The following is a 25,991-nucleotide window of genomic DNA, read 5'->3' on the forward strand; positions in this document are numbered from 1 at the left end:
CTCTGAAATGACCGCGACGAAATCGATTGCAAGCCTCGAAGAGATTCTCTCCAACACCCAGCTCCCAGCACTTCCCACAAGTGCCATCAAATTGATCGAAATCTCCAACGACCCAAAGAGCGGTCCAGCAGAGTATGCTCGGCCCATCGAAGCAGACGCGGGGCTCATGGGACAAATCCTCCGCTTCGTCAATTCCTCGTACTTTGGTTTTAGTCGCGAGATCGGTTCCGTCTCACAGGCCATTCAGCTAGTAGGAGCTCGTACCATCAAGAACTTCGCTTTGTGGAGCGCGGTGTTTTCTCTAGTTCCCAATCCCAAGTTTGGACCTTTTGATCTGAAGAGCCTGTGGCAAGATTCCTTGAGAAGGGCCGTGTTTGCTCGAGAACTTGGGAGATCGCTGAAGCTCACGAATGCCGAAGATCTTTTCGCAGCCGCCTTATTGCAGGATATGGCGATCCCGCTGCTATTGAAAGCGCTGCCTGAACATTATGAGTCCTTGATCGAACGAAGAGCCTCCGAACGAGTTCGGCTATCCTGCCTGGAGAAGGAACTATTCGGATGGGATCACGCACAAGCTGCCGCTGCTCTTTGTCGCAATTGGCGCCTTCCAGAGGAGTTCTCACTCTTAATAGAACGACATCCCGATGTCGAAGAGTTACTCGAGGGAAGCTCGGCAAAGCGAGACGCGGCCTGTGTCGCCGTCGCATCGCTCTTGCCTGCCTGCAAGGATGAGGAGTGGGGTGAGCAAGAGGAATTCGAAGCTGCGTTTGATCGCATCGTCGGAGAACGCCCTGTTGAACTGGAGGACATGATTGCCAAAGTCGATGCGTCGTTTAGCGAGTTTGCCCCTATTCTCCAGTTGCCCATTCCAGGTAGATCGCTTAACGACTGGCTCAAAAACTAACGAGCATCTGCGGAAAAAAAGAGATATCTTCGCCATGTTTGTTGAGAACCGCCTCATTCAGGTTGCTTTTTCTGACGATACGTCAACAATTGACGTATGAGGACAAAAACGAGGAAGCAACGCGAAATCCAGGAACGCGAACAAAGCATTCTGCAAATCTCTCGGACTATTCTAGTCCGCGAGGGGTACGCTAGCTTGACCATGGATCGTTTGGCCGCAGAAATGGAGTATGCTAAAGGGACTCTCTACAACCACTTCCCTAACAAAGAGGAAATCGTGGTGGCTCTGGCGATCGAATCGATGGAGTTGCGTCGTAATCTGTTCGAAAAGGCATCCGTATCGCGTAGAGTGCCGCGAGAACGAATGGCTGCAATCGGGTGCGCATGCGATTTCTATGCTACGCAATACGCCGAACATGCCGCTGTAGAAGACATGATGCGAAACGGCATGGTTTTCGAAAAATCCAGCGAAATTCGGCAAAATTTGGTCAAACAGTGCGAATTGGGAATCATGTCCATCGTCTCGGGAGTCGTGCGGGATGCCGTGGCGGTCGGAGACCTCGCTCTGCCAGAACTCCTCAAGCCCGAGGAGTTTGTCTTTGGTTTTTGGTCCATCATGTTTGGAAGTCAGTTAATCATGACTACCAGTCCTACCCTCTCCGAAGTCGGGGTGATAGAACCGACGAGGTCGATCCGCTACCACGCTTGGACCTTGATGAACGGATACAATTGGCAACCGCTGGTCACATTTCAGGAAATGCAAGAGATGATGGATTCTCTAAGAGACAAATGGAGCCGAGATGCTCACTGCTAATCCTCTAACTCGGTATTTTTTTAACCAAAAATTGACGCAGGGTCAAAAAATGTCGTCACGAACAATTTTGATTGGGTTTTCCGCACTGGGGTTGGTGTCGCTGGGAGGAGCCGGAGGCTACTTTTTCGGTGGCATCCCGGCACCAAGTTCTACGAGCTTGGATGCGCGTAGTCTGACAGCACCAGATCAGCTGCCCGCTTCAGCAAGCGACTTTGGAGCGGCGGGCACCGTTGGTCAAGATTCCGCTGCCACAGACAAAGAACTACTGACTGTGCATGTAATGCAACTGCGCGAAGGAACCGAACAATTGCTCGAACAACGGTTCACAGGATTAGTCACCGCCAAACGAACCAGCCGCTTAGCAGTCAAGTACATGGGGCTGCTACAAACCATTCATGTGCACGTAGGAGATTCGGTTCGCGCGGGTGAAGTACTGGCATCGCTCGACCAACGGGAATTGATCGCACAAAAAAGTGTAGCGATGGCACGTTTGAAAGGAGCTCAATCTCAACTACAGGAGTCGATCACAGGCCCTCGGCCTCAAGAACTGGAACGTGCTGCGGCAACTGTCGAGGAGCTGAGGGCGTCCCTGAAATTGCGAATGAACACGGCGGAGCGCACCCAGATACTGCTTCGTTCATCGAGCATCTCCCCACAAGAACATGACGAGAACCTCACTGCGGTCGACATGACTCGTGCCCAACTGCGTGGTGCGGAGCAGCAACTCGCCATGCTTGTCGAAGGAACTCGCACAGAACAAATCGAGAACCTTCGGGCTACGGTAGAAAGTTTGCAGTCGGAAATTGAGCGGATCGATGCCATGCTCCGAGATCATGAAATTATTGCCCCCTTTGATGGGCGGGTTCAAGCTCGATTTGTTGACGAAGGGGTAGTCGTTTCTCCAGGCCAATCGGTTCTCGAGGTTGTTGAAAGTACAGACCTGGAAATCCGCGTCGGGCTGCCATCAAAACTAACGGCCGCAGAGACTTTAAAAACCGCTACCCTCAAATCCCGATCAGGATGTGCCCCGCTCACCGTCCGAAGAATCGCTCCTGCTATCGACGAAAGAACACGCAATCTAGAAGTAGCGTTTGGCATCAAAACGCCTGTGAATTTAAAGCAAGATGAATTGGAACAAGGTGGTGCACCGATTCCAGAATTGGTCATAGGCGAGGCGGTCGACGTCACCATTCGTGTCCCAGTCTCATCAGAAGGATGGTGGGTTCCCACAGCTGCCCTGACTCCAGGGGTGAGAGGACTCTGGAATTTGCATGTGGTCAAAGAATCAGGGCAGCCAGAGCCGAAGCCAGCAGCTCCATCGTCAAACCCTTTCTCGTCGACTTCTAAGTCCGCTAGATTAACCTCAGAACCATGGTTAACCCGAATCGAGGTTCGCAATGTCGAGATCTTGCGATCAACGGGAGACTGGACGCAAATCCAGGGAACTGTCAACGGTCAAGATTGGATCATCACCGATGGAGTGCATCGCGTGACTCCCGGTCAGTGGGTTTATGCCAAGCACGATCTACAGCCCCACCGACTCGTGCCAGCTCGGTGATGTTTCAAACTCCGATTCCTATAATCTTCTTTACAGGACGATAAACCGTGACCAAGCATCCTATAGGAATTTTGGCAGGTTGGTTTTACCGAGACCCACGCCTAAGTGCTCTAACTGTACTGCTAGCTTTGGCTGCTGGGGTGAGTTCGCTTTGGGTGCTGCCACGTATGGAAGACCCTCAACTGACACAGCGCGCTGGGAACATTGTCACAGTCTTCCCTGGTGCGGATGCGCAGCGAGTCGAGGCTTTGGTCACCGAAAAATTGGAAGAGCGGTTGCGGGAATTGCCCGAGATTAAGCGTCTGCGATCGCAAAGTCGCGCCGGAGCATCGTTTATCTCGGTCGAACTGCGCGATGACATCTACGACCCAGGACCGGCCTGGTCCAAAGTGCGGGGTAAAATCGAGGATGCGATTGGCAAGCTACCGGAGGGTGCGACGCGACCGGAGTTTACCGAAGCGGAGATTTCTGCCTACGCTTGGGTCGGCGGAATTGTCTGGAACAGACAGGAACCACCGAGTTACGGTGTCATGCGTCGCCTTGCACGGGAACTGCGAGATCAGCTGCTAGCAGTGCCGGGCACGAAAAAGGTTGACCTGTTCGGTGATCCCACCGAAGAAATCCTCGTGGAGCTCGATGTGGCCGATCTAGCAGCTGCCGGGGTGTCGCCCGCACAAGTAGCTATGCGGCTCGCCAATGCTGATGTCAAGTCTGCGTCGGGCTTTCTGAGATCGGGTGCATCCGACACGATCGTGCAGTTTCGAAACGAATTTCAGAGCCTCGAGGATATTGCTAAGGCGACGGTGGAATCTTCCGTGCCAGGTTCATTGCTTCAGCTTGAAGAGATTGCCAGCATCCGACGGGGTACACCTGACCCGCCTGCTGCTCTGGCGATGGTCGATTCTCAGCCAGCGATTGTAGTGAGTGCTCTCCTGCGAAGCAACTTTCGTATCGATCAATGGAACGATTTGGCAACGCCAGTGATCGAAGCATTCTCGAGTTCGCTTCCCGAGGGTGTTGAGTTGCAATTGGTCATGACGCAAGATCGCTATGTCAATGATCGCATGAACAGCTTGCTCAGCAATCTAGGTGTTGCGGTGATTGCCGTAGCTGGCATGACGTTCGTATTTTTAGGTTGGCGATCATCATTGCTGGTCACTCTAACGCTCCCCCTAACTGCCATGATCGTCTTGGCTGGTATGAGAGCTTTCGGAATTCCGATTCACCAGATGTCGGTCACGGGGATGATTATCGCGATGGGGCTGTTAATCGATAACGCTATCATCGCGGCAGACGAGGTCACTATCGGGTTGCAGCGAGGACTGAGCCCGATGGAAGCAGCGTCTGACATGGTGGCACGGCTGTTCGGTCCATTGCTAGCGTCGACGGCGACCACAGCTTTAGCGTTTGCGCCGATCGCCCTCATGGAGGGGCCAGCCGGAGAGTTTGTCGGTACCATTGCCATCACGGTCATGCTGGCGATCTTTGGATCGCTGGCCCTGTCGATGACGATGTTGCCTGCCATGGCGGCTTGGTTGCTGGGGCGAACAGTTAGTGAAAACTCAGCTTCAAGTGAGGAAACGTCGACGGTTAAAGAGGCTTCGGCTAACTCTGTCCGCAACAGACGTAAATGGCTAGCCCCTCTTTATTCGCTCTGGAGTCAAACGCTCGACCATGGAGTTTCGTTTGCCTGGATGACCAAGCGATATGAACTTTTTTTGGCTTGGATCTTTCGCCGACCATGGCTGGGGGTTGGGTTTGGGATGATACTTCCCGTTTTAGGTTTTGTAGCTGCGACTCAATTGAGCGAGCAATTCTTTCCACCTGCGGATCGAGATCAATTCTATGTTGAGCTTGAGATGGAGCCTCAGTCCTCGATCTCGCAAACTCGTGAAACGGTACTCGAACTCGACCGGCTCTTTCGAGAAAATGAGCGGGTGAAGAACACGTCATGGTTTCTAGGGGAAAGTGCACCATCTTTTTACTACAATCTCATCGCTCGCCGTCGCAACGTACCCAGCTATGCCCAGGGGATCGTAAAAATCGACTCGAACCTCGAGACGGGCGAATTGATTCGTCAGCTGCAACGAGAGTGCGATCGTCGCTTTCCACACGCTCGGGTCCTGGTCAGGCAGCTTGAGCAGGGACCACCGTTCGAAGCCCCTGTTGAAGTGCGAATCTTTGGTCCCGATCTGAATCGTTTACATGAGATAGGTGAACAACTCCGGCAGATAGCCACCACCCTTCCGACGGTAACGCATACCAAAACAGGCCTAAGCGAGAATCGTCCCATGGCCGAGATTCAAGTCGACCAAGGTCAAGCGAGCTGGGCCGGCATTTCGGAAAAGGATGTCGCAGACCAACTCTTCTCGAGGCTCGAGGGGCTCTATGCAGGAACGATCCTCGAACAAGTCGAACAGATCCCCGTTCGCGTGCGATTGTCGGGTGATCGTCGCGATGGTTTGATGGCGTTGCAAGAGATGGCATTGGTGGGAGGGCGAGCATCGGATTTGAGCCCCAGCGGTTCCGCAACCAACACTAGTTCCAAACCAACCACACGTTTAACATCGCTCGTCCCGATCTCGAACGTGACCCAGATTGAGCTAGCACCGCAACGTGCTCTCATAAACCATTTCAACGGTCGACGAATGAACGAGCTTCAAGCGTTCATACTCGCAGAGACTCTCCCGTCGCGAGCATTACAGGACTTGCAGACAGCTATGCAAGCGGCCGGATTCGAGTTGCCGCTCGGGTATCGTCTAGAATTTGGCGGTGAAGCCTCGGAGCGAAATGATGCTGTTTCACGATTGATGGCCAACGTTTCTGTTTTGGCAATTTGCATGGTAGGAGCCTTGGTATTGGCCCTCGGGTCTTTTCGATTGACCGGTCTGATCGGTTTCGTTGCCTTTTTGTCAGCGGGATTAGGAATGGGTGCTCTTTGGTGCTTTGGGTATCCCTTTGGTTTCATGGCGATCATCGGCACGATGGGACTCATAGGGATAGCCATCAACGATTCGATCGTCGTTGTTGCTGCCTTGAAAGAGAATGAAGCGGCCAAGTCTGGGAATGTTGACGCGATGGTTCACACTGTGATGGAGGTCACTCGTCACGTACTCGCAACCACGTTTACGACCGTGATCGGTTTCATGCCATTGATTCTGGGTGGCGGCGCGTTCTGGCCGCCTTTGGCCGTCGCGATCGGTGCCGGTGTCCTAGGAGCCTCGATCATCGCATTGACGTTGGTCCCGTGCGTCATCAAGCTCATCTTCAGCATACGAACCTCCCCAACCCCACTCTAAGGGCAAACGCACCCCTTGACTAATAGTCCCCATCTGTGCATACTGTGTATATGACTAAGCACAGTTGGATTCGGATTTCGCAGGCTGATAGTCGTCCGCTTTACACGCAGGTGATCGACCAGATAAAGAGGCGAGTATCTGCGGGCGATCTATTGCCTGGCGCTGAATTACCATCAATAAGGCAGTTGGCCTCCGATCTTCAAATCAGCGTCATCACAATCAAGCGCGCGTATTTGGAGTTGGAACGAGACGGGGTCATAGTCACTCGGCAGGGAAGAGGTTCGTTTGTTGCGGACAAACCGGGGCTCGCCTCTGAGTTGCTTGAGATGGAAATGCGAGAGCATTTAGCAAAAGGTGCGAGTCTGGGCAAATTACTCGGGAAATCCAAACGGGAAATGACCCGTCTGATGGGGGAGCAATACGACAATGACGACGATGGTAAGCAAAATGCATGTGACCAATGAGCAAACCGACTCGCCACTCGCGATCTGTTTAGATGGTGTCAACAAGCAATACCGACATTTCTCGCTTAGCGGGATAAGCTTAGCGATTCCACGTGGGGTAGTAGCGGGTCTCATAGGTCCGAACGGTGCAGGCAAAACGACCACCATGCGGATCCTTATGGGACTGGTGCATCCGGACCGTGGGCGTGTGAAGGTGCTTGGACAGGATATCTCGCTCAGTGCGTCGAATGCCAAGCATGAGATTGGATACTTTTCTGATGACATGCGGTTGTACAAACCGGAGTCGATACGATGGCACATGCAGTTTGTAAAATCGATGATTCCCACCTGGGATGAAGATTATGCACGCGAGTTAGTTCATCGTTTTGGGTTGATACCCGAGCAAGCCATAAAGAGCCTATCGCACGGCCAACGTGTAAAAGCAATGTTGCTTTTGGTGCTTGCACGTCGTCCGAAACTACTCATACTCGACGAGCCGACCAACGGCTTGGACCCCGTAGCAAAGCATGAGGTTCACACCGAGATCATGAGAGTTGTAGAAGATGAAAGTCGGACCATCCTTTATTCATCGCACAACACGCAAGACGTGGAACAAATCTGCGACTCGATCACATTTATCGATCGTGGAAAGATTGTAACGACGGGAGATCGAGAGGAATTCTTATCACGTTGGAAACGCTTAAAGTTAGTCGTGCCGCGAGGCTGGAAAGTACCTGTAGTCTCCGGGTTGCACGTCGACTCCGAACTCAACACATTTCGGGTGCTTACATGTGAGCACTTTTCTGGAGAAGTGCGTTGCGTATTGCTGAATTCAGGGGCCATTGTTGAATCAGTGGAACCGCTAACGCTCGAGGAAATCTTCATACACGCCGTAATGAGAGGGAGGGAGGGAGAATCCCGATGAACATACAAGCCATAAAGATCTTGTTTTTGAAGGACCTGTTCCTTAGTCGCAAGCCGCTGTTTGCCTATCTTCTCGTGGGAGTCATCTGCTGCATGCTGGCATGTGCCCCAGATAAAAGCATCTCATTCGCAGGTTTTATTCTCACCATAACGATCGCTATTGCGTCAGGTATCCATTTGATTGGAACGCTGGTGCTGAGCGAGACGACCGACCAAACACGACTATTCATACTTAGCTTGCCGGTGAGTTTCTTGGATTACTCCATCGGCAAGATGGCTGTGATCTTGACCACCTATCTGATCCCGTGGGGGGCCATGTTTATGATCATCACAGGTCTCACTTTTATGATACCCGGCTCGCATCGAGGAGCAGTGATCGTGTTACCTGCTATTTTTCTTTTCTTGTTGGCTGGCTTCAATCTGCAACTGATGACGGCCGTAGCGTTCGAATCGATTGGAGCCACTATTTGCGTGATGGTAGCGTGTAACGTGTTCCTTAACGTGTTTTTAATGAAGCTCTTTGCGATTCCAGAGGTGGCAGAAGTGATCAAAGGGGATGTTATTTCGTGGCCATCGTCCGTTGTTTGGATTGTGGCTGCTGAGTGTGCAATCATTCTGGTTTCTTTTGCCATTGCGTTCCTTACCCAGACACGAAAACGGGATTTGATTTAAGACTTCGACACTTCCTCGCTTCTTCGTTTTAGCTAAAAACTTCATGAGTGATTTCTCTCGAATATACTATCTAGATAATCTTAGAGTTATCGCCATGATGCTCGGTGTCTTTCTCCATGCGGGATTCGCGTACGCCAAGCCATCTAGCAGCTTTTGGTTGGCAACCGATCGTTATTCAAGTTCAATCGTGGATTGCAGCATCTGGTTCGTTCATCTCTTTCGCATGAGCTTGTTCTTTTTGATTTCAGGCTATTTTTCAAAGCTCCTTGTCGAAAAACGAGGAGTTTTTGGGTTCGTCCTAAACAGAACGGTTCGGATCGGGATACCGTTCCTATTGTTCTATCCGATTCTGTTCTTCGCTTTGATTGGGGTTATCGTCTTCGCAATATCGTATCTGGAGAAGCCGGAAGGGGCTCTTGCGCTGATGCAAACTGCAATGGATATGCCGAGCGATTCTCTGGGCAGACCCAAGTACCCACTGATGCATCTTTGGTTTCTGTACTACCTGTTAGGTCTATCTCTTCTGGGTGCTCTCGCTGGCAAGTGGATCGACACACTATTCAGTGGTGTCGAACGATGGATTCGAGGTTGGAGGGGCTCATCGCGTTATATTAGTCTTATAGGCTTGGGAGCTTTGCCGTTGCTCTTAGTTCCTGCGGTTATGCTCGCGCGAGTTCCCATTCCAGCCCCAGAGACGTTTCAGCCTTTACTGTGGCCGTTTTGGTTTTACGGACTTTTCTACTTTGGAGGATGGTTTCTGCGAGGTCGAGAGATGTTGTTAGATCAGGCTCCGCGCCAGGCAGTTTTTTTGAGTTGTGTTCTTGTTGTTGGATTCGCGATTTACTATTGTTCATTACCCACTTTAGATCTGCGGTTGCTTCTAGGGGGTAGATTCGAGCAGTCGCTTGCGAAGTACTGGCCAGGGATACTTCTCACTTGCTACCTATCGGTCGGGCTTACATGGGTCGCATTGGTATGGGGCAAGCGATTTTTGAATAGGCGTAGTGGTGTGATGGGGGTGATATCGGACTCTTCCTATTGGGTTTATTTGGTTCATTTACCTTTGGCGGTTTATCTTCAAACGTTGATGGTTCCTTTTGAGTGGCCGCTATGGATCAAGCTCACACTGGCGACATTGGGTACACTTTTGCCATGTCTAGTTTCTTATCTCGTGTTTGTTCGCTACACACCAATAGGTTGGCTTTTGCATGGCAAGCGATCGTTTCCCTAGAATGCCATTTCCTTTAGCTCTCAATACCCGTCGAAGCTGTTGAATGACATCTGCTTCGTTCGGATTAATCTTGCCAGCGACCGCCTCGATCACGTCCTGGCTGGGCATCGCTTCAATCTTCTTTTAAGGTCAATACACGCCATTTAGAGTTGCCTCGAGTTTGGCGGTAACAGGCGGCACATGCAACCGGGGGCAACCGTTAAATTGCATCAAAACAAAAAAAGTCCGCTCACCCCCCACATTAGAGAGGGGCGATAGCGAAAACCGGGATAACAATTATCCCGGTTTCTAATCGAGCGAGGAAAAAATGTTTGACTTCCGGGGATAACACCCCACAATAACGGCTTTCCCGGTGCGGAAGCCGGGATAATTACAAGTTATCCAATCCAGAAAGAACGCCATTTATGAGCGAGATCATCCACTGTAATATAGTGCTAGACAACGGTCTTACGGTATCAGGCTCAATCGCTAAATCTGAGTTCCTGACCATGTTTCGTAATCCAGACGACATTACAACCGTAACCGACCAATATACTAGCCCTGTGGTGCTAGTCTTGCCAGCAGGGACGCAAGTGGAAGGCTCTCTGTCAGGAAAGCCTCCTGCAAAATCCCTTGAGACCTGATAGTTACTAGGTAGTAACCACTGGACGCTAACTCGTACCTAATGTCATCTATAGGCATAATTCACTAAACTCCTGTACATATTGGATAACAAACCGATGGACACGAAGTGCTCGCCGTACGATGAATCGAGATGGAGCGGTTTACCGCTCGCACTCGGTCATCGGTGGCGACTATGAAGTCCAAGGTTTGCAAGTGACGGTCGCCACTGTTTTTAATATTTTTCGAGGCTACATCATTTTGAGGTAAGGTTAGGTGTCTTCGTCGTAGCCGCTTGTCGATCGCTCACCCCGGCGAAGTGAGTCTTCGAACGGAGCGCATGGCGATCGACAAGCGGCGCAGAGGATGACACCGGGAACTTGCTGATTTGCTTCTTAAGGTCTCGCTTTACTCTTCGCACTTGCTTATTCGTTCAAGGATGGTTGATTAGACGACTATTCGAGGTGTGAATGCCTTGTCACTCTTGTGAAGCCTATCGGCTTGCATCCCCTCAGTTATCCATGCACGGTTCCACTCATCGCTTGTTAGCTATGAATTCTCATCGTGGTTGGCTGCAGCTTGCCTGTAGGCTTCTGGATGCTTCGCATCGCTGAGCAGCAAGCTACCTTCCGTTATGGGGTTGGCACATTCTTTAGGGCGACGTGTCTGGTCATCTCGGCGAGTCTCTTACGAGTCCTCGTGTCCTATGTGAGACGACCGCGTCAACTGTGTTTAGTGCTCAACCTCGTGGGTAGGTCTTGTCCTTGGTCAAATTCGTTCGGTGCTCGTTGTAAGGCATTCTCCTGAGAAGGGGTAAAAGGTTCGTAAAGGGCTTGGAGGTCCGATTCGTTACGACGATGTCGTGTGCATCAGCCAGCGATACTGGTTGTCCTCCAAGCCTTGGGGCTATGAGGGCGAACAAGGCTTATTCGTTCGACGATGTGTGTTGCTTAGTGATGGCAACTCATCAGACCGCGGTTTCGAGCTTTCTTGTTCGCCTTGGATTCGTGGTTGGTTTATCTTTTGTTTTTGTCGGCTTTCCTTTAGGTGCTATGGTCTTAGGTTTTCGCTTAGCGGGCCTAGCGACAGAGCTCTGTACCGACGATCGTTTGGGAGTGGATTCGGTTGGTCGTGAAGCGATCTTGGGAGCCTGGGCAGCTGCTTGTTTCGCAGCGCGTTCCTCGCTGATCCTTCGATTCTTTCGCTTGTGACGGCATTCCTTTTTGGGCATTTCGAGTAGTTTCTCTTTTAGGCCTAGAGGGATGCGGCCATAGGACTCGGTCACTTCGATCATACGTTTTGGTTCCCAGTCTTTTTCATCACGAAGTAACGCCCATGCCAGAACAGCGATCTTGCGAGCCAATGCGATAGCAGCCTTCTTTTTACGAGTCTTTTGTTTGCCGCAGATTCGGTCGTAGACATGTTTGGCCCAGGGGTTATAGCGAAGTGAGGACCACGCGCATTCGACAAGGATCGTTCGTGCCAAGGGGTTGCCTCGCTTGGTGATTCGACCATTCCGATCGGTCTCGCCTGATTGGTACTGACGAGGCACTAAACCGAAGTACTGAGAGACTTGTCGACCGTTTTCGAAACGTTTCGCATCGTCGATGCAGGCGACGAGGATCTCGGCGGTTCGTGGCCCGACACCTGGAATGGTTTGCACACGGATAATTCGGGGATCGATCTTACCGATAGACTCAAGCTTCTTGACCACTCCATCAAGGACGGTCGTGAGAGTATCCATCTGAGTGAGTTCGAGATCGAGTTCCCCCTTCCAAAATTCGTGGGGTTCGCACTCTGTAAGCGGTTTGCGAAAGGAGTTGATCCGTTCTCGTCCTGTATTCCATGCCTTCTCGCCGGTGTCGATCGAGATACCGTGATTGACGAACCATGCTCGGATTTTGCACTTCATCTTGTTGATGCGAGAGTCAAGCGTTTTCCGATACTTCACAAGAGAACGGAATTCGCGGTGGGACTCTGATGGCATGTGAACCGCCTTGAGTTCGTTCATGGCGGCCATGCGGGCCAGCTTCAAGGCATCGTCTTTGTCGGTCTTGCGTTTTACGTTGCTCCACTTCCATGCATCTTCGTTGGTAGAGCAAACGAGGGTTTTGAGACCGAGCGATTGTGCCAGATCGTTGATCCAGCCGGAGGGGCCGCACGCTTCCATGACGACGAGGTCGATCTTGTGCTTCTTGAAGACGGTCTCAAGGTAGTTTCGATCGGTGGTAGCGTTCAGGAATTCATGCTTTCTGGTTTTTGAGTCGAAAAAGCAGCACATTGTGTTGAATTTTCCGAGGTCAAGTGCGAGAATCTTCATGGTATTGGATCCTTGGTTGTGGTGGGTGGTAATGATTGTGACAGTTGTCGTTCACGCGACACGAGATCACGGGTTTGAGTCGCCAGTTTTACACGAATGGCTCCCACCCGCTACACCTTGGACTTACATGGATTCTTTCTGCTTTCAATTTGACTGAGACGACAATGAAACTTGATCTCTCCAAGGACAAGCAAAGAATTCGCAAGTACATTGAGCAGCGAATCAAGGATTACCACGTTTACGTCAACTGCGGCCCCGGAGAAGATGCCGATCCAATCCAAGCCATTGTCCTTGGGTTCTACGCCGCGCAGGGCGGTTATGTATACCTCGTTTTCGATACACGCGCCGGCAAGAATCTTGACGGCAACTGGACTCTTCATATTGATGAACCCACGATGTGCCATTTTCCGAAATGGTGTGACTTCTACGAAAAGGCATGTGATGGAGAACCCGTTTCGTTGATTATGGGTGACGGCAGCACGAAGAAACTTGAAAAGTTGGTGGACAATAAAGAGGACATCATAGATGAGAAATCCGAAGACGAACTGAATGCGTACTTCGGTAACATGCTTAAGAATCTGATGGCCGAACTGAAGGAGGATGGAACTCTTGCAAAACTGCCTCTGCGAAAAGATGCATTTCTGATAATTGAGGAATTCGATGGTCATTACTTTTGGCCAGAACCGCGTTCGGTAAAGACCAAAGGTCGTATCCTTCCGTAAAAAAGCAGAACCAAGCGGTGAACCGGAGTTGCCGTTCACGCTGGTTTGAAATGGAAAGTCAATCGCGGCAACACCGGTTACCGCAGTCGTTCGTCGAAAGAGACTTCGTGAAGACGGAACCATGTTTCGCTACTTTCAAGACCCTCTCAATTTTTCCTACGTTCGGGACGACAATGCACCCTGTCACTTCTGCGGTTCAACGGAGAGCCGACTCGATGGTTCACACTGTCGCGGTGAGGCTTCCATTGATGCGGTTTGTTTCGCTTGCCTCCGCAACGGGAAACTGATCGATCATGACCTGACAACAAACGATGTTGATTTGAAACGAATCGGTGCTTCGATACCGGATTCTGAAGAACGCGAGAACCTCACGAACCAAATCATCTACTGCACACCACCGTTGCCAACTTGGCAGGATACGTGGTGGCCGTTTGTGGACGGAGACTTTTGTACGTTCCTAAAGATCGCTTCTAAACGCGATTTCCAAAACCAAAATGAATTCATTGCAACGGTCTACGACGAGTACAAGGAAATGAATGATCCAGATGAACTATGGTCATTTTTACCGGACCGGGAAATCCGGAACTTGTCCGATGGACAATACAACGTTAGTGTCTACTTGTTCCAACGCGGTAATCGCCTCGTCACGACATGGGACGCAAACTAAGAAGACCATCGACGAACATAAATAGGCTTAGATGTTGCGTCGGATAGTCGGGGGAGGGCGTACGTCGAGCCTGATGATTTCTCTTCACTTCTTTGCGGGCCAGCAGATAGCCAACATTTAAGCCCGTGTTCACGAAGCCCCGCGGCAGGATCGGTGAATCGGGGATGCCCCCTCCTACGGGGTTTACTTCCCCTCGCTCTACCCCTTTTCGTCGTCATCGCAGCAATGTTTCAGACTTGCTGCCCGTGTGTGCGACTCACTGGTTGGCATTCTTGTTGTGTCGGAGCGAGTTTCCTCGTTGGCAAGGGACACTTCGTTAGGGATTCTAGTCCCTTTTTCCGTTCCAGCGCAGTCCTTCTACGCAGAACGATCCCGCGTCGTTCGTTTTTTTACACCTCGACTTACGATAGCGTTAAGCAACGCACAACTACGGCGGTCCGGTGCCCAGGATCGGAATCAGTACAAACCGGTGTTGCCGCTTGAGCGACCGTTTGGATGCCTCCCGTTGGCGAACTTGCTATACTGAGTGCATCCCTCGAACCAACAGGAGTACTCCATGACCGCTGACCAACTGATATCTGACGCGGCTTCACTGCCTCCATCCGACCGTCTTCGCATTGCTCAAGCAATTTGGGATTCCCTACCTGAAGACGCTTATCCGGCCCCGGGGCCGGAAATCAAGGCGGAACTTGATGGTAGGATGGCAAATTATCGGGAACACCCCGAGAGCGGTATGACGATTGACGAGCTTCGTGGCCGGCTAGAGGCTGATCGAGGCGAATGAACGTGCGCCTTGTTGACGAGGTTTTTCTTGACTTGCGAACGGCTCGGGACTGGTACGATCGAAAGAGTGCTGGTCTGGGCGATGAGTTTGCGGAAGCGTTCTTTTCTACGGCGCGTGATTTGCCACGTGTTTCCTTGCATCATGCGATTGACGAGACTGGATATCGACCCATCCGAATGCCTCGTTTTACTGCGGTGATTTACTATGATCTATCGGATTCCGAGATCGTGGTGGTCGGCGTTTTGGTGAATGGACGAAGCGCTTCCACACTAAAGAATCGCGGATAACATAACTGGGCTTAGATGTTGCGTCGGATAGTCGGGCGAGGGCGAACGTCGGGCCTGATGGTGGCTGTACCTAGGTGACTCGATGAATGCAACCCGTTCTCCCTATTAACTACTGCCGAACTCCGATACTCGGGACTAGGCAGTATCGTTACGAGCCTTGCAGCTATGAGAAAACGGTCTACAACTCCTGCGGTGATCGGAACTGGAATGTCTTTATAGAACGTCCCCCGAAACCGGACGTGCCAGCCGAGCGGATGTTCAAGTACTTGGCTCGCTATATGACCGGAGGTCCCATCTCAGATCTCAGGATCTTGGGAGAAAAGGCTGGTCGCATCTGGTTCTTAGCCCGTAGCCTTAGGAAAGGAGAAGGCCAAATTGCAACATCGCTGGAGAGGGTCGAGTTCGTCAGGAGTTGGAGAGAGGTCATTCTAAAGAATGATCACCCTGTTTGGTATAAGCCAACGGATGTCGAGTGCGAGTTCCCACCAGAACCGAAACCGTCTTGGGAGCACGCTTATGGATCGCAGACTAAGAAAGCGAGCGAAGAGCCCGACCTCTTCGATGAGATCATCGCCATGCGAGAGAGCTTAGCGGAGTCGAATACGGCCTGACAGGCTCAAAGCCTAGCAGACACAAACAACAAGACTATCACAACAGCCGTTTAACGAGCAAGCCGCTCGAGCACGTCCAGACCTAGGAAACACGACCAAAACCAGCAGTACGAAGCCCAAGTCCAAAGCCCGCCATCTCAACGCCAGCGGGTTAAAGGGGCGATAGAGCAGTCCACGTAGGAGTCTAAACAGAGCTCGGGGAGGAGCGAAAAAGAGAAGAATCCGCAGTTAGGTTGCAAACCGCGCCTAGTCAAGCGATAATCTCACGGGATGCGGAGCAAAGCCACACAGTTCAACGCACAATCTATCCCACCGCTCCGTTACACTCCGGTAGGGATAGATTGCATTTCGTTTATGCATAAATTTTTCATTTTCACGCTATATGACCTCCAATCATACCGACTTCCGAATCGCTTACGTCTTACACAACAACATTTTGCAGATGCTCAAAGCGAGGCCCTCTAGCAATGGATTGCCGCAGCATTGGCCAAGGGCATTGGACACTACGCTGACTGAAACAGGCCGCGATCTCGATGCCCACCTGGGACGCGAGGTCGCAATAACATCCGCCAACGTTAACATTTTGCTTTGCCTTGCAGCCTATACGGAGAGTGATCTCGAAGAGATTCTGCTCGCTGCATTTCCCCGTGGTCAACAGAGAGCGGAATTTGATGATCGTGCCGTATCTATTCTTCGTAGCGAACTGATCAAATTATCTTCGCTGGAACGTTACTTCGAGTTTTTCCAAAAACTTTATGGAAAACACCCGCGTGACTTGCTTTGCGATCAAACAAAGACCGGTGTGCGTCTTCTATTCGATTTGCGCAACATCGTCATTCACGCTTCGGCCTTGGCTGGTCAGTGGCATTGTAAGGATGGACAGCATTATCTAATGGTCGACGATCCTTTTTACTTGAGTGTCGTGAGAACATCTGCGAGACTTCTTGGACTTCCAGATACGTTTTACTGTTTACCGGAGTCCTTGTTGGGTTGCAATGAGTTGATCGACATTTTCATCCAATGCGCGGGCGACGCCATTTCGATCCTAAGCAAATACGTTGTCGAGCACTGGCCAGATTGCAAAATTGAATTTCATCTACCATACTTGGTTAACGAAGCATTGAAATACAAGGCTTCGGTGTAGTATGCCGAGCGGATGCATAACAATCGCATGCAACGGAGCCGGCGGTCGGGTCGGTTTTGAAGTCAACGCATCTCGCGCCGGCCCGCTGATGCGAGGCGTTCGCCAACTCAGCCTTGAACAGACCGAGCCGTAAAGATGCGAAGTGAATCCGTCAGCCTCTTCTTCTCGCTTATCGCCTTGCTTTGCATACCCTGCGCAATTGTGATCGCATTGGCCGCGATCCGACGACTACGCAATAAATCCGCGATGCCGTTCAAGGGCGTTTGGGGAACTTGTGCGATGGCCGCCACGATTACCGTCGTAATTACATTGGTCATCTCTTTCATCCTCAAGGCGACCGGGTTCTTTGATCAACAGTTTTATAGACCATCAGCACGCTCCTTTGGTGCGCAAGACGAACTTAGACTCCAACCTGAAATCGTGAGTTTTGCCAGCGCCGATGGCACGATGCTGCATGGATGGTTCCTACGTTCGGAGGACGATCCGCTAGGGACGGTAATCTGCTTCCAAGGTAGCGACCGGAACATCACCTATACGACCCGAAGCGTATATTGGCTGACGCAACGCGGATTTAATGTTTTCGTTTTTGACTACCGTGGATACGGTCTGTCTGAGGGCGCACCGGACCGAAAGGGGCTCGTCGAAGATTCAGTTGCGGCAATTGACTATGTGGTGACTCGCTCGGACGTGCGACCCGACAGGATCGTTCTGTATGGTCAGAGTATGGGAGGGCAACTCGCCCTAAACGCTGCTTCGATTCGAAAGGACGCCGGCATTCGTTTGGTGATTGCCGAAGCGACTTATGCTCGTCAAAGCTACCACTTGAGTGATAAGCTTGGGCAAATCGGTCCGCTTTGGCTGGTGAAATGGGGAGGTTGGCTGCTAACCAGTGATGAATACAGCGGCGAGTCGGCGATTGCGGACTTGCGGTCGACGCCAGTATTGCTCGTTCACGGGAATTCAGACACGGGCGTCATTCCCTACCATAGCGAACGGCTCTTCGACGCCGCTGCAGGAGCCAAAGAGATTTGGCGGTACGAAGGGATCGGACACCTGCAGATATTTAACGATGAACCACCGCGAGAACGGCTGGTTGAGTTCATAAAGACACATTTGTCCCCCATGTTCGACGTTGATGGCACAGCAGCGGGCGGGGAACAAACGGATGAACGCGAGCCGGAATAGCCCGGCTGGCTCGCTTCGCTCGGCAAAGCTTGCTCCCGGCCGCGATATCCTTAACATTCCCCGAATAAAGCTTCATGACAAAAAACGTCAAGTACGAATGTGACGAAGGCGAGTATCTTCGCGCGGCGCGAGGATTCGTACGTGCCATGGTCGCAGAACTCAATGAAGCGCTGATCGAAAATCGAATCTCTAAATCAAAACGTCGCGAAATCTGTACATCGTTTGTCTATTCGCTTTGCAATACATTCGATCAAGGATGGGTGCGCAACGAAGGAAAGACGTATTACCCGTTGCTTGCATTCACCAAGAAATTCTACAATATCGGCGACACGCTAGACTCCGTAGCTCCAATTCAAATGCCTGATCACAGTGTGCCATTCTACGAAGTGCTTGGGGGCGAGACTGACTGGCTATTTGACGACTGCGGAGGCAAGCGTCCGCCAGATATTCTGGGTAACGTTGGTAGTGAAATGCCAGACATCGATTTGCCACCGGAACCTGAAACAGAAAGAATACGGCTCCCATGCTCCGTTTGCCAAGGATCAGGCAAGTGTTTTTGCCTGCGCAAAGGATCGGGAGAGGCGGCAGACTGTCCGCGATGCACCGGCACCGGTAAATGTAGCCATTGCAAGGGCACTGGATTCTAGGCGGTCGGGGAACCAAGCATTGGACCGAAGGGCTCGATCATTCGGCCCTGACTTGTGTCGAGATCACCCCTCGCCCATCGGTCAATGCCGTCGTTCGTCGACTGATGTTGACTGACGCTCTACACGAATGAATTGAACTTGGAACGAAACGAATTATCTACATCGATGTTGACGACACGTTGATCCGAACGTTTGGAACGAAACAAATACCAATGTCGTCGTGTGTGAAATATGTCCGCAGAATGCATGCTTACGGTCATCAACTGTATTGCTGGAGTCGCGGTGGCGCGGAGTATTCTCGTGGTGTTGCTGTTTCTCTTGGCATAGCGGACTGCTTTTTGGGGTTCCTTCCCAAACCCGACGTTTACGCACACCTCAGCAGGCTTCCTCTCCACGGTTTGTCGTCTCCCCGCAGTTGCCTACGTCTAGTACTTAGATTGTTTGGTACCATTTGGTATACTGTCCTCCAAGCAATTCCCATTTTCGTACAGGGGACTTGCACCCCATTAGTTCACACCCGTGCCGGGCGTACGATGCACCAAAGTCGGCGAGCGGTGCGTTTTGACAATGGATAGATCACCTCGCCGACTTGGTGATCCGTAACGTTCTGCCGTTCAGATTTGAGATTTAAAACGATGGCAAGAATCTATATCGAAACCACTGTCGTCAGCTTCTACTTCAACGCTCGGACCGAGCCCGAGATGGTGTCACGTCAGAACTGGACCCGGCGCTGGCTCGATGCTGCTATCGCATCGTCTGATGAACTGGTTACCAGCCTTGCGGTCGAGAACGAATTGAACGGTGGGCAATTCCCGAACCGATCGGACATGCTCGAATTGGCTGGAAGGTTCCCACTTCTTGATTTGAACGATTCAGTAGCGGAAGCCGTTGAGGCATACATCGCAAACCATGTGATGCCAAATGATCCCGGCGGTGATGCTCTTCACCTTGCCGTCGCATCGTTTCATCGTTGCGACTTTCTGGTGACATGGAACTGCCGCCACATCGCGAATGCAAACAAATTCGGCCACATTCGCCGCGTAAATGGTATACTGGGTTTGGGCAATCCAACTTTGGTCACCCCGCTCGAGCTGCTTAACGAGGACATTTTACCTGATGGATAGTTACTCTGAAGTTCGCCGCGTGCGTCATGCGATGTCTGCGGCTGCTGGCCATGACATTCGTAAATTGATTGCGACGATTAACGAGCGTCGCTCCGAGGTCGCGCACCGCATTATCGATCCAGGGACGAAGGCAGAACAATGCGATACACACCGAGCTGCCGACAAGACGGTTTCCAATGGTAAGTCTTCTCCGGCGGCCGGGTGATCGCAACCGACTATGAAGTCCAAGGTTTGCAAGTGACAGTCGCCACTGTTTTTTAATATTTTTCGAAGCTACATCATTTTGGTCGCTGAACTAGGTGCGATTGCGTTTCACTCTTTTGGACCTGCTAGGCAGGCCGCAATCCCTCAGTTATCCATGCACGGTTCAAACATCTTGATTCCTGTTCGACCGCGTTGCGGCTGTAGCTTGCCTGGAGGCTTCCCAGCGTCATTTATTGGTTAGGCTTGGATTTGCTCGAGGTAGGTTTGCTTGATGGAGCCGATATCGCTTTATTGGGGGATATTTTCTTCAGTGCAGCTTTCGCTTCCTTTCGAAGTCGGCTCTCGCGTTGATCACTGTTCTCTTTGACAGGCATTTCCTTAAGTGTCTCTTTGAGCCCGAGATTCATTTTGCCATAGGTCTCGGTCACGGTGATCATCGTGTTGGGGTCCCAGTCTTTTTCATCACGAAGCATGGCCCATGCCAAGACCGCAATCTTGCGTGCCAATGCGATGCCCATGCGCATTCGACGAGAATAGTTCGTGCGAGAGGATTGGCATCCATGTCATTATTCTTTTGAGCACCTGGGAGATTCTTACTCAATCAGCCTTGTATTTTTGCTTTGGCTATGGACGATACATCTACCTTGTCTGTAGTGTTGGACTTCTGCTTCTGTCTTTGGCTGCCACAATCGTTTCCGCAGGTTCTTCCGAGGGTAGACTTGTCGTTACGCATGATGATTTGGGAATGAAGCTTTTCCGTTTTTGGATGTTACAAAACACAATCATTGGGACCCTTGCAATAGCCTCGCTACTGTGGCTGATTGCTACCGCACCAAAAGGGACAGCAACTCATCTTCTCAGGATTTCCGTCTTATGGTGACGATCTGTAAGTACAACTTCGAGTCAAAAGAAACGGCGAATGAACTTCCACTGCTACGCAAACTGTTGATTGCTTCAACGAAGCAACCACGAGCAATCCGATGCACCCAAGCGGCGGATCGGGCGTTCTCAGAAACGGATGACTGCGTCGTTTTTTTTTCTTGCAAGCAGACAATGCCTTTTCTTTTCTCTCCTCTCATTCATCCAACTTCCGGCTATGCTACGGAAAACACTCTTGAAGAATTAGGACCTGAAGAAAACGGACAACGTCCTAAAAGCTACCAGTCGTCCTCTCTGGGGACGAAGCCGAAAAGAAACTGTTCACGCAGTACTTGTCCCATTCCATCATCGAATCAAGAATTGGCGAACGTTTCATTCGATTCAGGGAACTGACCGACGGAGCGATCAGCGACAATGTCGCGGATCGCTCCGCCGATCCGATTCTCCGTATCCCAGTTGTCCCCACAAGTAATTCTGCCACCAAGCCGTGAACGGACGGGCGTCGCACGAGTCATCGCATGTATCACCAATATCAAGCAACGTACGGTCCTGCTGATACTCTAATTCTGCTGAGTTGAGAATCGCCGAGGGGCTCCAGTTGAAGGTGTCGGATCTGGTTCTTGGCCCGTAGCCTAAGGAAAGGAGAAGACTAGATCGCAACATCGCTGTCGAGTGCGAGTTCCCACCAGAACCGAAACCGTCTTGGGAGCATGCTTATGGGCCTTACATCAAGTCTAAGAGTGACGAACCCGACCTCTTTGATGAGATCATTGCCATGCGAGAGAGCTTAGCGGAATTGAGCACGGCCTGACACGCTCAGAGCCTAGCAGACACAAACAACAAGACTATTACACAGCCATTTAACGAGTCATTGGCTCGCGTACGTCCAGACCTAGGAAACAAGCACAAAGCCAGCAGTACGAAGCCCAAGTCCAAAGCCCGCCATCTCAACGCAAGCAGGCTAAAGGGCGATAGAGCAGGTCACGTAGGAGTCTAAACAGAGCTCGGGGAGGAGCGAGAAAGAGAAGAATCCGCCGTTAGGTTGCAAACCGCGACCAGTCAAGCGATAATCTCTGGCGTAGCGGAGCAAAGCCACTCAGTTCGGGCGTACAATCTATCCCACCGCTCCGCTCCGGAAGGGATCGATTGTAATTCGTTTATTCGTTTTTTAGCTAAGGAGGAACTCGACGAGCGTCATGGCTCTGGAATACCTCCCGCTTGCCGGATGGATTGTTACGCTTCTCGCCACATAACCGATCAGCCCCCGCCCCTCCCCCACTTTGCTCGGCGGCTTCGCCGCCGAGCAAAGTGGGGGTATTGCAGGAGGTGCCAGCGTATTAGCGAGAAACATGAAGCTCCACTGGACAAGCCAGTGGTATCTAAAGATGGTCGCTTGTACTCCTGTCCCTGATGAATGTTGACTCCCTCTGTGGTACGATAGAGCGATGTCAGAGGCAGTCTCTGACTGAGGATGACACGTGAGCAGTGCGGGCGACGGTACTCGATCCTCCGGGCAAGAACGCGTGCTCCGCTAACCAGCGGATGCATTTAACGTTTCGATTCCTGGGTCTTGGGCGGTCCACGATCCCCGTTCGACGTGACTGATCCTTTTCGTTCGTCGGCGAAAGAAGCATTGGCAGATTAAGTTCCACTTCAAACCAAATCACCGATATCTCACCAGAACGCATCGCTCAATGGCTCTTGATTCATCGAACACTGCGTTGGAGTAGGAGAAAATAATAGGGATTTTTTACATGCGCGGCCGATTTGTTACTTGTATCGCTTTACTCACTTTTTCGATCACGAATGGTTGCTCGGCGCCATATCGCTCCGAACAGGAACACCGTCTGGAAATTCCAACAGCCGACAACAACAATACAGTTGTCACTTCAGTAGACTTGTTACGTGCGAATATTCGCGCGGCAGGAGGAGATGAAGCGTGGCGGAACCTGAAAGGGATTGCAATGGAGACTGAATTGCAATCGTTCGTCGCTAACCAACTTACGGCGAAGAGTGAAGAGCGGCTTGAGCTCGATATGAATCGAAATCGATGGCGTACAACTAGCGTGAAAGGGGATGCGATTGAACGCGTGACGATTGGAGACTCAACCCGTTCGGAAATTTACAAATACGAACAGGGGCAAATTGTGGGATCCACGGGCATCCAACCCGAGGCTCCTTCCGTATATAAAGAACTACAACTAGTTGAAGAGGCAGAAGATTGGACTGTCGATCGATCGACATGGCAAGACAAGGAGCACTGGTCGTTAACCTCAAAAGACGGTAGCCAGCGACGCATCTACGATCTTGATTCTTTCTTGCTTTCTGCCACCGTCGAGATGACCCCTTACGGTTCCTCGGAAACAATCTACTCGGACTACAGAAAAATTGGCCGATGCCTATTCCCTTTCAGCATTCGCAGCATCTTTCGAGATTCGAGTTTTGAGCTCGCCAAATCCGTCATCAAGATCGAAGTTAATCCGAGCTTTGACGACCGGAGGTTTGAGTTTGAAGAGGGATGGAGAAAAGTAAAAACGGGTATGCCTGCGCCCGATTTCATGATTCCTGATTTCTTCAATCAAAACAAAACCTGGTCAAATGAAACGTTACACGGCAAAGTTGTGTTAATTGACTTTTGGGCCACATGGTGCGGACCGTGCATTAAAGAATTTCCGGAACTCAAGGATATTTCCAAGAAATACTTAGCAGATGATCTCATCGTTTTGGCTATCTCCTTTGACTCAGACAAAGAACAGTACGAAGAGTTCGTTAAATCAAAGATACCTGAGTGGAGTCATGCATTAGTCGAGAACGGATTTGATTCCAGCTTGGCTAAACAGTTTGAGATCGCGAGTATCCCACGTACGATTTTGCTGGATAGAAATGGTGTTATTCTGGGAGTGGACGACGAGGTAAGAGGTAAGTCCCTACACAAACGACTAGGAGAAATTTTTTCAGAATGAAAATCACGATACGAATCTTCCATTTTTCAGTAGAATGATTGGACGAACATAAATAGGCTTAGATGATGCGTCGGATGGTCGGGGGAGTGTGTACGTCGATCCTGATTGTTTCTATTCAGTTCTTTGCGGGCCAGCAGCTAGCCAACATTTAAGCCCGTGTTCACGAAGCCCCGTATTAGGAGCGGCAATGGAAAGAATCTGTTGCTTGGTTGTAAACCGCGTCCAGCAAACTTAATCATGAAAGCTGCCGGAGCGGTTGCAAACTCTTGGCCCCGACCACTTCGCTCACCGGCGATATGGCGTTTAAAGAAACTGGCGGGCAAATCGGGCGAATGGCATCGTTGGGCAACGGTCGCACTGTTGAACTGGCGCCCCTCGCAATATGCTGATGAAGTCCCTTTGATTCAAATTCACGGCGATCGTGACGCGACATTACCGATACGGTACACACATGCCAACGTGGTAATTCGCGGAGGAGGCCATACCCTACCGCTCACACACAGCGATGAGATCGCGAAGTTGTTGCATCAAATTGCACCTCCATCCCAACGCTCCCCTCCGGTTGGGCAGGGATAGACCCTAATTCGTTGATTTTCAGACTTGATTTACAGCTTGTTTCGGCAGTCACTATCACGAAGTTTTTAGGTTTACCCTCTAAAATGCTGCGCCCCCCCTCGTTAAGTATTCGTTTCGAGTTTCACCCACCGCACCTGAGTGTATCGTTCTTCCAAAGGAAATGATTGCACGTTTGCGGGTTTCTAGGGGCGATCAACTCTTCGTCCAAGAAACAGTCGATGGTATTCGATTAACTGCCTACGATCCTGAATTCCAAAAGCAAATGGAAATTGCCAACATGGTAATGCTAGAAAATCGTGACGCACTTAGGGCACTCTCGAAGTGATCGAACCGGAGTGGATTCGGCTAGATGTTGTACTTGCCGTCCATACTGCACAATTAGCAGAACATGGAGGGCAAGACGGTTTGTGGGATCGAAGCGGGTTGGAATCCACACTTGCTAGTCCTCGAAACTCGCTGAGGGGTTAACTGATGCTGATCAAATGGCAGAATGGATTCGCTCGAACATGCAGAAGCGAAAGTAGAAACGAATTCAAACTGTCAGAGAACAGGGAGTGCAAGCGACCGACTTTTGATACCACAGGCTTGTCCAGTGGAGATTCATGTTTCTCTCTAAAACGATGGCACACCTGCATTCCCTCCCTCTTTGCTCGGCGGCTTCGCCGCCGAGCAAAGAGGGAGAGGTCGGGGGCTGATCGGTGATGTAGCGAGGAACGTAAAAACCCACCCGGCAAGCAGGAGGCATTCTAGAGCCATAACGCTCGCAGCAATCGAATTTGTGCTGCCAAGGGCAACTCACCTACCTCGTCCAGAAAGAGCGTTCCTCCGTTGGCGCGATCAAACCATCCTCGCCGCTGATCTGAGGCACCGGTAAAGCTCCCCTTCTCATGCCCAAACAACTGAGAGTCGATAAGCTCTGAAGGGATCTCGCCGCAGTTGACGCGAGAATAGGGACGCTCCGCTCTTGCTGATCGTTGGTGAATCGCGGGCACTTTTTTATGGTGTCATTCTTTGCAACACGAGAGCGATGGGCGAATTCAGTGCCGTTTCGGTGGTGTCAGGACATTTGAGAGGAAAGACCAACACGTCGTCACCAGGGCGATCAGCCTGGTTTGTTAGCTCGCGTTACGCGGCTCAATCCTGCTGGTGCGTTTGCAAGGTTTTTTTTTGCAAGCCGATGTAGGGGACGAAATACAAGTCAAGCTGCCACAAGACCAATATCGTGAGCTGGGATTGTTTCCAGGCGATCCTGTTTTTGTGTACCCCAAGAATGCGAGGGTCTTAGTGCCCGACTTCGTCATTTGATTGCATCTAATTGGATTCGGATACGATGGGGCTGGCTTTACTACGCAGGCAGAATGGCGTGAAATTCCGATGGAGTGTTGTACGAAATGTTTAGAAATCCGGTTATGATACGTGAGCAGAGGGGAGGTT

General features: G+C 51.1%; 27 protein-coding genes. 23 read left to right on the top strand and 4 right to left on the bottom strand.

Annotation, left to right across the window (positions count from 1 at the left end):
• Positions 1 to 7: 7 nt before the first annotated feature.
• The 10 genes from SH449x_RS06440 (at position 8) to SH449x_RS06485 (ending at position 10,714) form a co-directional block, all read left to right on the top strand.
• Entirely contained in the window at positions 8 to 904 is an 897-nt protein-coding gene (locus SH449x_RS06440) for an HDOD domain-containing protein (protein WP_482380503.1), read from the top strand.
• A 96-nt stretch (positions 905 to 1,000) separates the two neighbouring features.
• On the top strand, positions 1,001 to 1,717 hold the full coding sequence (locus tag SH449x_RS06445) for a TetR/AcrR family transcriptional regulator (protein WP_482380504.1): 717 nt from the start codon (positions 1,001 to 1,003) through the stop codon (positions 1,715 to 1,717).
• 49 nt (positions 1,718 to 1,766) lie between these two features.
• Positions 1,767 to 3,275 carry an efflux RND transporter periplasmic adaptor subunit gene (locus SH449x_RS06450; RefSeq protein WP_482380505.1) on the top strand — a complete coding sequence of 503 codons (1,509 nt, stop codon included), beginning with the start codon at positions 1,767 to 1,769 and terminating at the stop codon, positions 3,273 to 3,275.
• A gap of 47 nt (positions 3,276 to 3,322) precedes the next feature.
• Positions 3,323 to 6,574, top strand: coding sequence for an efflux RND transporter permease subunit (locus tag SH449x_RS06455; RefSeq protein ID WP_482380506.1), 3,252 nt, complete (start codon positions 3,323 to 3,325; stop codon positions 6,572 to 6,574).
• A 50-nt stretch (positions 6,575 to 6,624) separates the two neighbouring features.
• Positions 6,625 to 7,038 carry a GntR family transcriptional regulator gene (locus SH449x_RS06460; protein ID WP_482380507.1) on the top strand — a complete coding sequence of 138 codons (414 nt, stop codon included), beginning with the start codon at positions 6,625 to 6,627 and terminating at the stop codon, positions 7,036 to 7,038.
• Positions 7,001 to 7,942: an ABC transporter ATP-binding protein gene (locus tag SH449x_RS06465; protein ID WP_482380508.1), complete on the top strand. Its 942-nt coding sequence runs from the start codon at positions 7,001 to 7,003 to the stop codon at positions 7,940 to 7,942. Before SH449x_RS06460 ends, SH449x_RS06465 begins: the two co-directional genes overlap by 38 nt.
• Positions 7,939 to 8,613 (top strand): hypothetical protein, encoded by a 675-nt coding sequence (locus SH449x_RS06470; RefSeq protein WP_482380509.1) that lies wholly within the window; start codon positions 7,939 to 7,941, stop codon positions 8,611 to 8,613. Before SH449x_RS06465 ends, SH449x_RS06470 begins: the two co-directional genes overlap by 4 nt.
• A 43-nt stretch (positions 8,614 to 8,656) precedes the next feature.
• Positions 8,657 to 9,844, top strand: a complete 1,188-nt coding sequence (locus SH449x_RS06475; RefSeq protein WP_482380510.1) for an acyltransferase family protein — start codon at positions 8,657 to 8,659, stop codon at positions 9,842 to 9,844.
• Positions 9,845 to 10,248: 404 nt separating this feature from the next.
• Positions 10,249 to 10,467: a hypothetical protein gene (locus SH449x_RS06480; RefSeq protein ID WP_482380511.1), complete on the top strand. Its 219-nt coding sequence runs from the start codon at positions 10,249 to 10,251 to the stop codon at positions 10,465 to 10,467.
• 121 nt (positions 10,468 to 10,588) lie between these two features.
• Positions 10,589 to 10,714, top strand: a complete 126-nt coding sequence (locus SH449x_RS06485) for a hypothetical protein (protein ID WP_482380512.1) — start codon at positions 10,589 to 10,591, stop codon at positions 10,712 to 10,714.
• Between the two features lie 697 nt (positions 10,715 to 11,411).
• On the opposite strand, the gene SH449x_RS06490 is transcribed toward SH449x_RS06485, so the two are convergent.
• Positions 11,412 to 12,764 carry an IS110 family RNA-guided transposase gene (locus SH449x_RS06490; RefSeq protein ID WP_482377413.1) on the bottom strand — a complete coding sequence of 451 codons (1,353 nt, stop codon included), beginning with the start codon at positions 12,762 to 12,764 and terminating at the stop codon, positions 11,412 to 11,414.
• Between the two features lie 164 nt (positions 12,765 to 12,928).
• On the opposite strand from SH449x_RS06490, the gene SH449x_RS06495 reads away from it, so the two are divergent.
• The 10 genes from SH449x_RS06495 (at position 12,929) to SH449x_RS06540 (ending at position 20,140) form a co-directional block, all read left to right on the top strand.
• Positions 12,929 to 13,486 (top strand): hypothetical protein, encoded by a 558-nt coding sequence (locus SH449x_RS06495; RefSeq protein ID WP_482378601.1) that lies wholly within the window; start codon positions 12,929 to 12,931, stop codon positions 13,484 to 13,486.
• A 121-nt stretch (positions 13,487 to 13,607) separates the two neighbouring features.
• A complete protein-coding gene (locus SH449x_RS06500; protein WP_482380513.1) occupies positions 13,608 to 14,153 on the top strand; it encodes a CbrC family protein in 546 nt (181 codons plus the stop codon).
• Between the two features lie 556 nt (positions 14,154 to 14,709).
• Entirely contained in the window at positions 14,710 to 14,937 is a 228-nt protein-coding gene (locus tag SH449x_RS06505) for an addiction module protein (RefSeq protein WP_482380514.1), read from the top strand.
• Positions 14,934 to 15,224 (top strand): type II toxin-antitoxin system RelE/ParE family toxin, encoded by a 291-nt coding sequence (locus tag SH449x_RS06510; RefSeq protein WP_482380515.1) that lies wholly within the window; start codon positions 14,934 to 14,936, stop codon positions 15,222 to 15,224. Before SH449x_RS06505 ends, SH449x_RS06510 begins: the two co-directional genes overlap by 4 nt.
• A gap of 86 nt (positions 15,225 to 15,310) precedes the next feature.
• Positions 15,311 to 15,835, top strand: a complete 525-nt coding sequence (locus SH449x_RS06515) for a transposase (RefSeq protein WP_482380516.1) — start codon at positions 15,311 to 15,313, stop codon at positions 15,833 to 15,835.
• A gap of 382 nt (positions 15,836 to 16,217) precedes the next feature.
• Positions 16,218 to 16,979 (top strand): hypothetical protein, encoded by a 762-nt coding sequence (locus tag SH449x_RS06520; protein ID WP_482380517.1) that lies wholly within the window; start codon positions 16,218 to 16,220, stop codon positions 16,977 to 16,979.
• A gap of 135 nt (positions 16,980 to 17,114) precedes the next feature.
• Positions 17,115 to 18,164, top strand: coding sequence for an alpha/beta hydrolase (locus SH449x_RS06525; RefSeq protein ID WP_482380518.1), 1,050 nt, complete (start codon positions 17,115 to 17,117; stop codon positions 18,162 to 18,164).
• A 74-nt stretch (positions 18,165 to 18,238) separates the two neighbouring features.
• The gene (locus SH449x_RS06530) at positions 18,239 to 18,811 is read left to right on the top strand and encodes a hypothetical protein (RefSeq protein WP_482380519.1); all 573 of its coding nucleotides are present in this window, start codon (positions 18,239 to 18,241) and stop codon (positions 18,809 to 18,811) included.
• A 635-nt stretch (positions 18,812 to 19,446) separates the two neighbouring features.
• The gene (locus SH449x_RS06535) at positions 19,447 to 19,935 is read left to right on the top strand and encodes a type II toxin-antitoxin system VapC family toxin (protein ID WP_482380520.1); all 489 of its coding nucleotides are present in this window, start codon (positions 19,447 to 19,449) and stop codon (positions 19,933 to 19,935) included.
• Positions 19,928 to 20,140 carry a hypothetical protein gene (locus SH449x_RS06540; protein ID WP_482380521.1) on the top strand — a complete coding sequence of 71 codons (213 nt, stop codon included), beginning with the start codon at positions 19,928 to 19,930 and terminating at the stop codon, positions 20,138 to 20,140. Before SH449x_RS06535 ends, SH449x_RS06540 begins: the two co-directional genes overlap by 8 nt.
• Positions 20,141 to 20,369: 229 nt before the next feature.
• Here the strand turns inward: SH449x_RS06540 and SH449x_RS06545 are convergent, their stop codons facing one another.
• Together SH449x_RS06545 and SH449x_RS06550 are read right to left on the bottom strand one after the other, a co-directional pair.
• Positions 20,370 to 20,663 (bottom strand): hypothetical protein, encoded by a 294-nt coding sequence (locus SH449x_RS06545; protein WP_482380522.1) that lies wholly within the window; start codon positions 20,661 to 20,663, stop codon positions 20,370 to 20,372.
• Positions 20,664 to 21,371: 708 nt separating this feature from the next.
• Entirely contained in the window at positions 21,372 to 21,533 is a 162-nt protein-coding gene (locus SH449x_RS06550) for a hypothetical protein (protein ID WP_482380523.1), read from the bottom strand.
• A gap of 1,239 nt (positions 21,534 to 22,772) precedes the next feature.
• On the opposite strand from SH449x_RS06550, the gene SH449x_RS06555 reads away from it, so the two are divergent.
• A complete protein-coding gene (locus SH449x_RS06555) occupies positions 22,773 to 23,981 on the top strand; it encodes a TlpA family protein disulfide reductase (protein ID WP_482380524.1) in 1,209 nt (402 codons plus the stop codon).
• Between the two features lie 237 nt (positions 23,982 to 24,218).
• Entirely contained in the window at positions 24,219 to 24,557 is a 339-nt protein-coding gene (locus SH449x_RS06560; protein ID WP_482380525.1) for a hypothetical protein, read from the top strand.
• 746 nt (positions 24,558 to 25,303) lie between these two features.
• Here SH449x_RS06560 and SH449x_RS06565 read toward each other — a convergent pair.
• A complete protein-coding gene (locus tag SH449x_RS06565; RefSeq protein ID WP_482380526.1) occupies positions 25,304 to 25,549 on the bottom strand; it encodes a sigma 54-interacting transcriptional regulator in 246 nt (81 codons plus the stop codon).
• Positions 25,550 to 25,694: 145 nt separating this feature from the next.
• Between SH449x_RS06565 and SH449x_RS06570 the strand changes: the two genes are divergently transcribed.
• Positions 25,695 to 25,862 carry a TOBE domain-containing protein gene (locus SH449x_RS06570; RefSeq protein ID WP_482381812.1) on the top strand — a complete coding sequence of 56 codons (168 nt, stop codon included), beginning with the start codon at positions 25,695 to 25,697 and terminating at the stop codon, positions 25,860 to 25,862.
• The last annotated feature ends 129 nt before the right edge of the window (positions 25,863 to 25,991 follow it).

This window comes from Brakhagea baltica (assembly GCF_052161605.1).
Taxonomy (GTDB): Bacteria; Planctomycetota; Planctomycetia; order Pirellulales; family Pirellulaceae; genus JBKCUI01.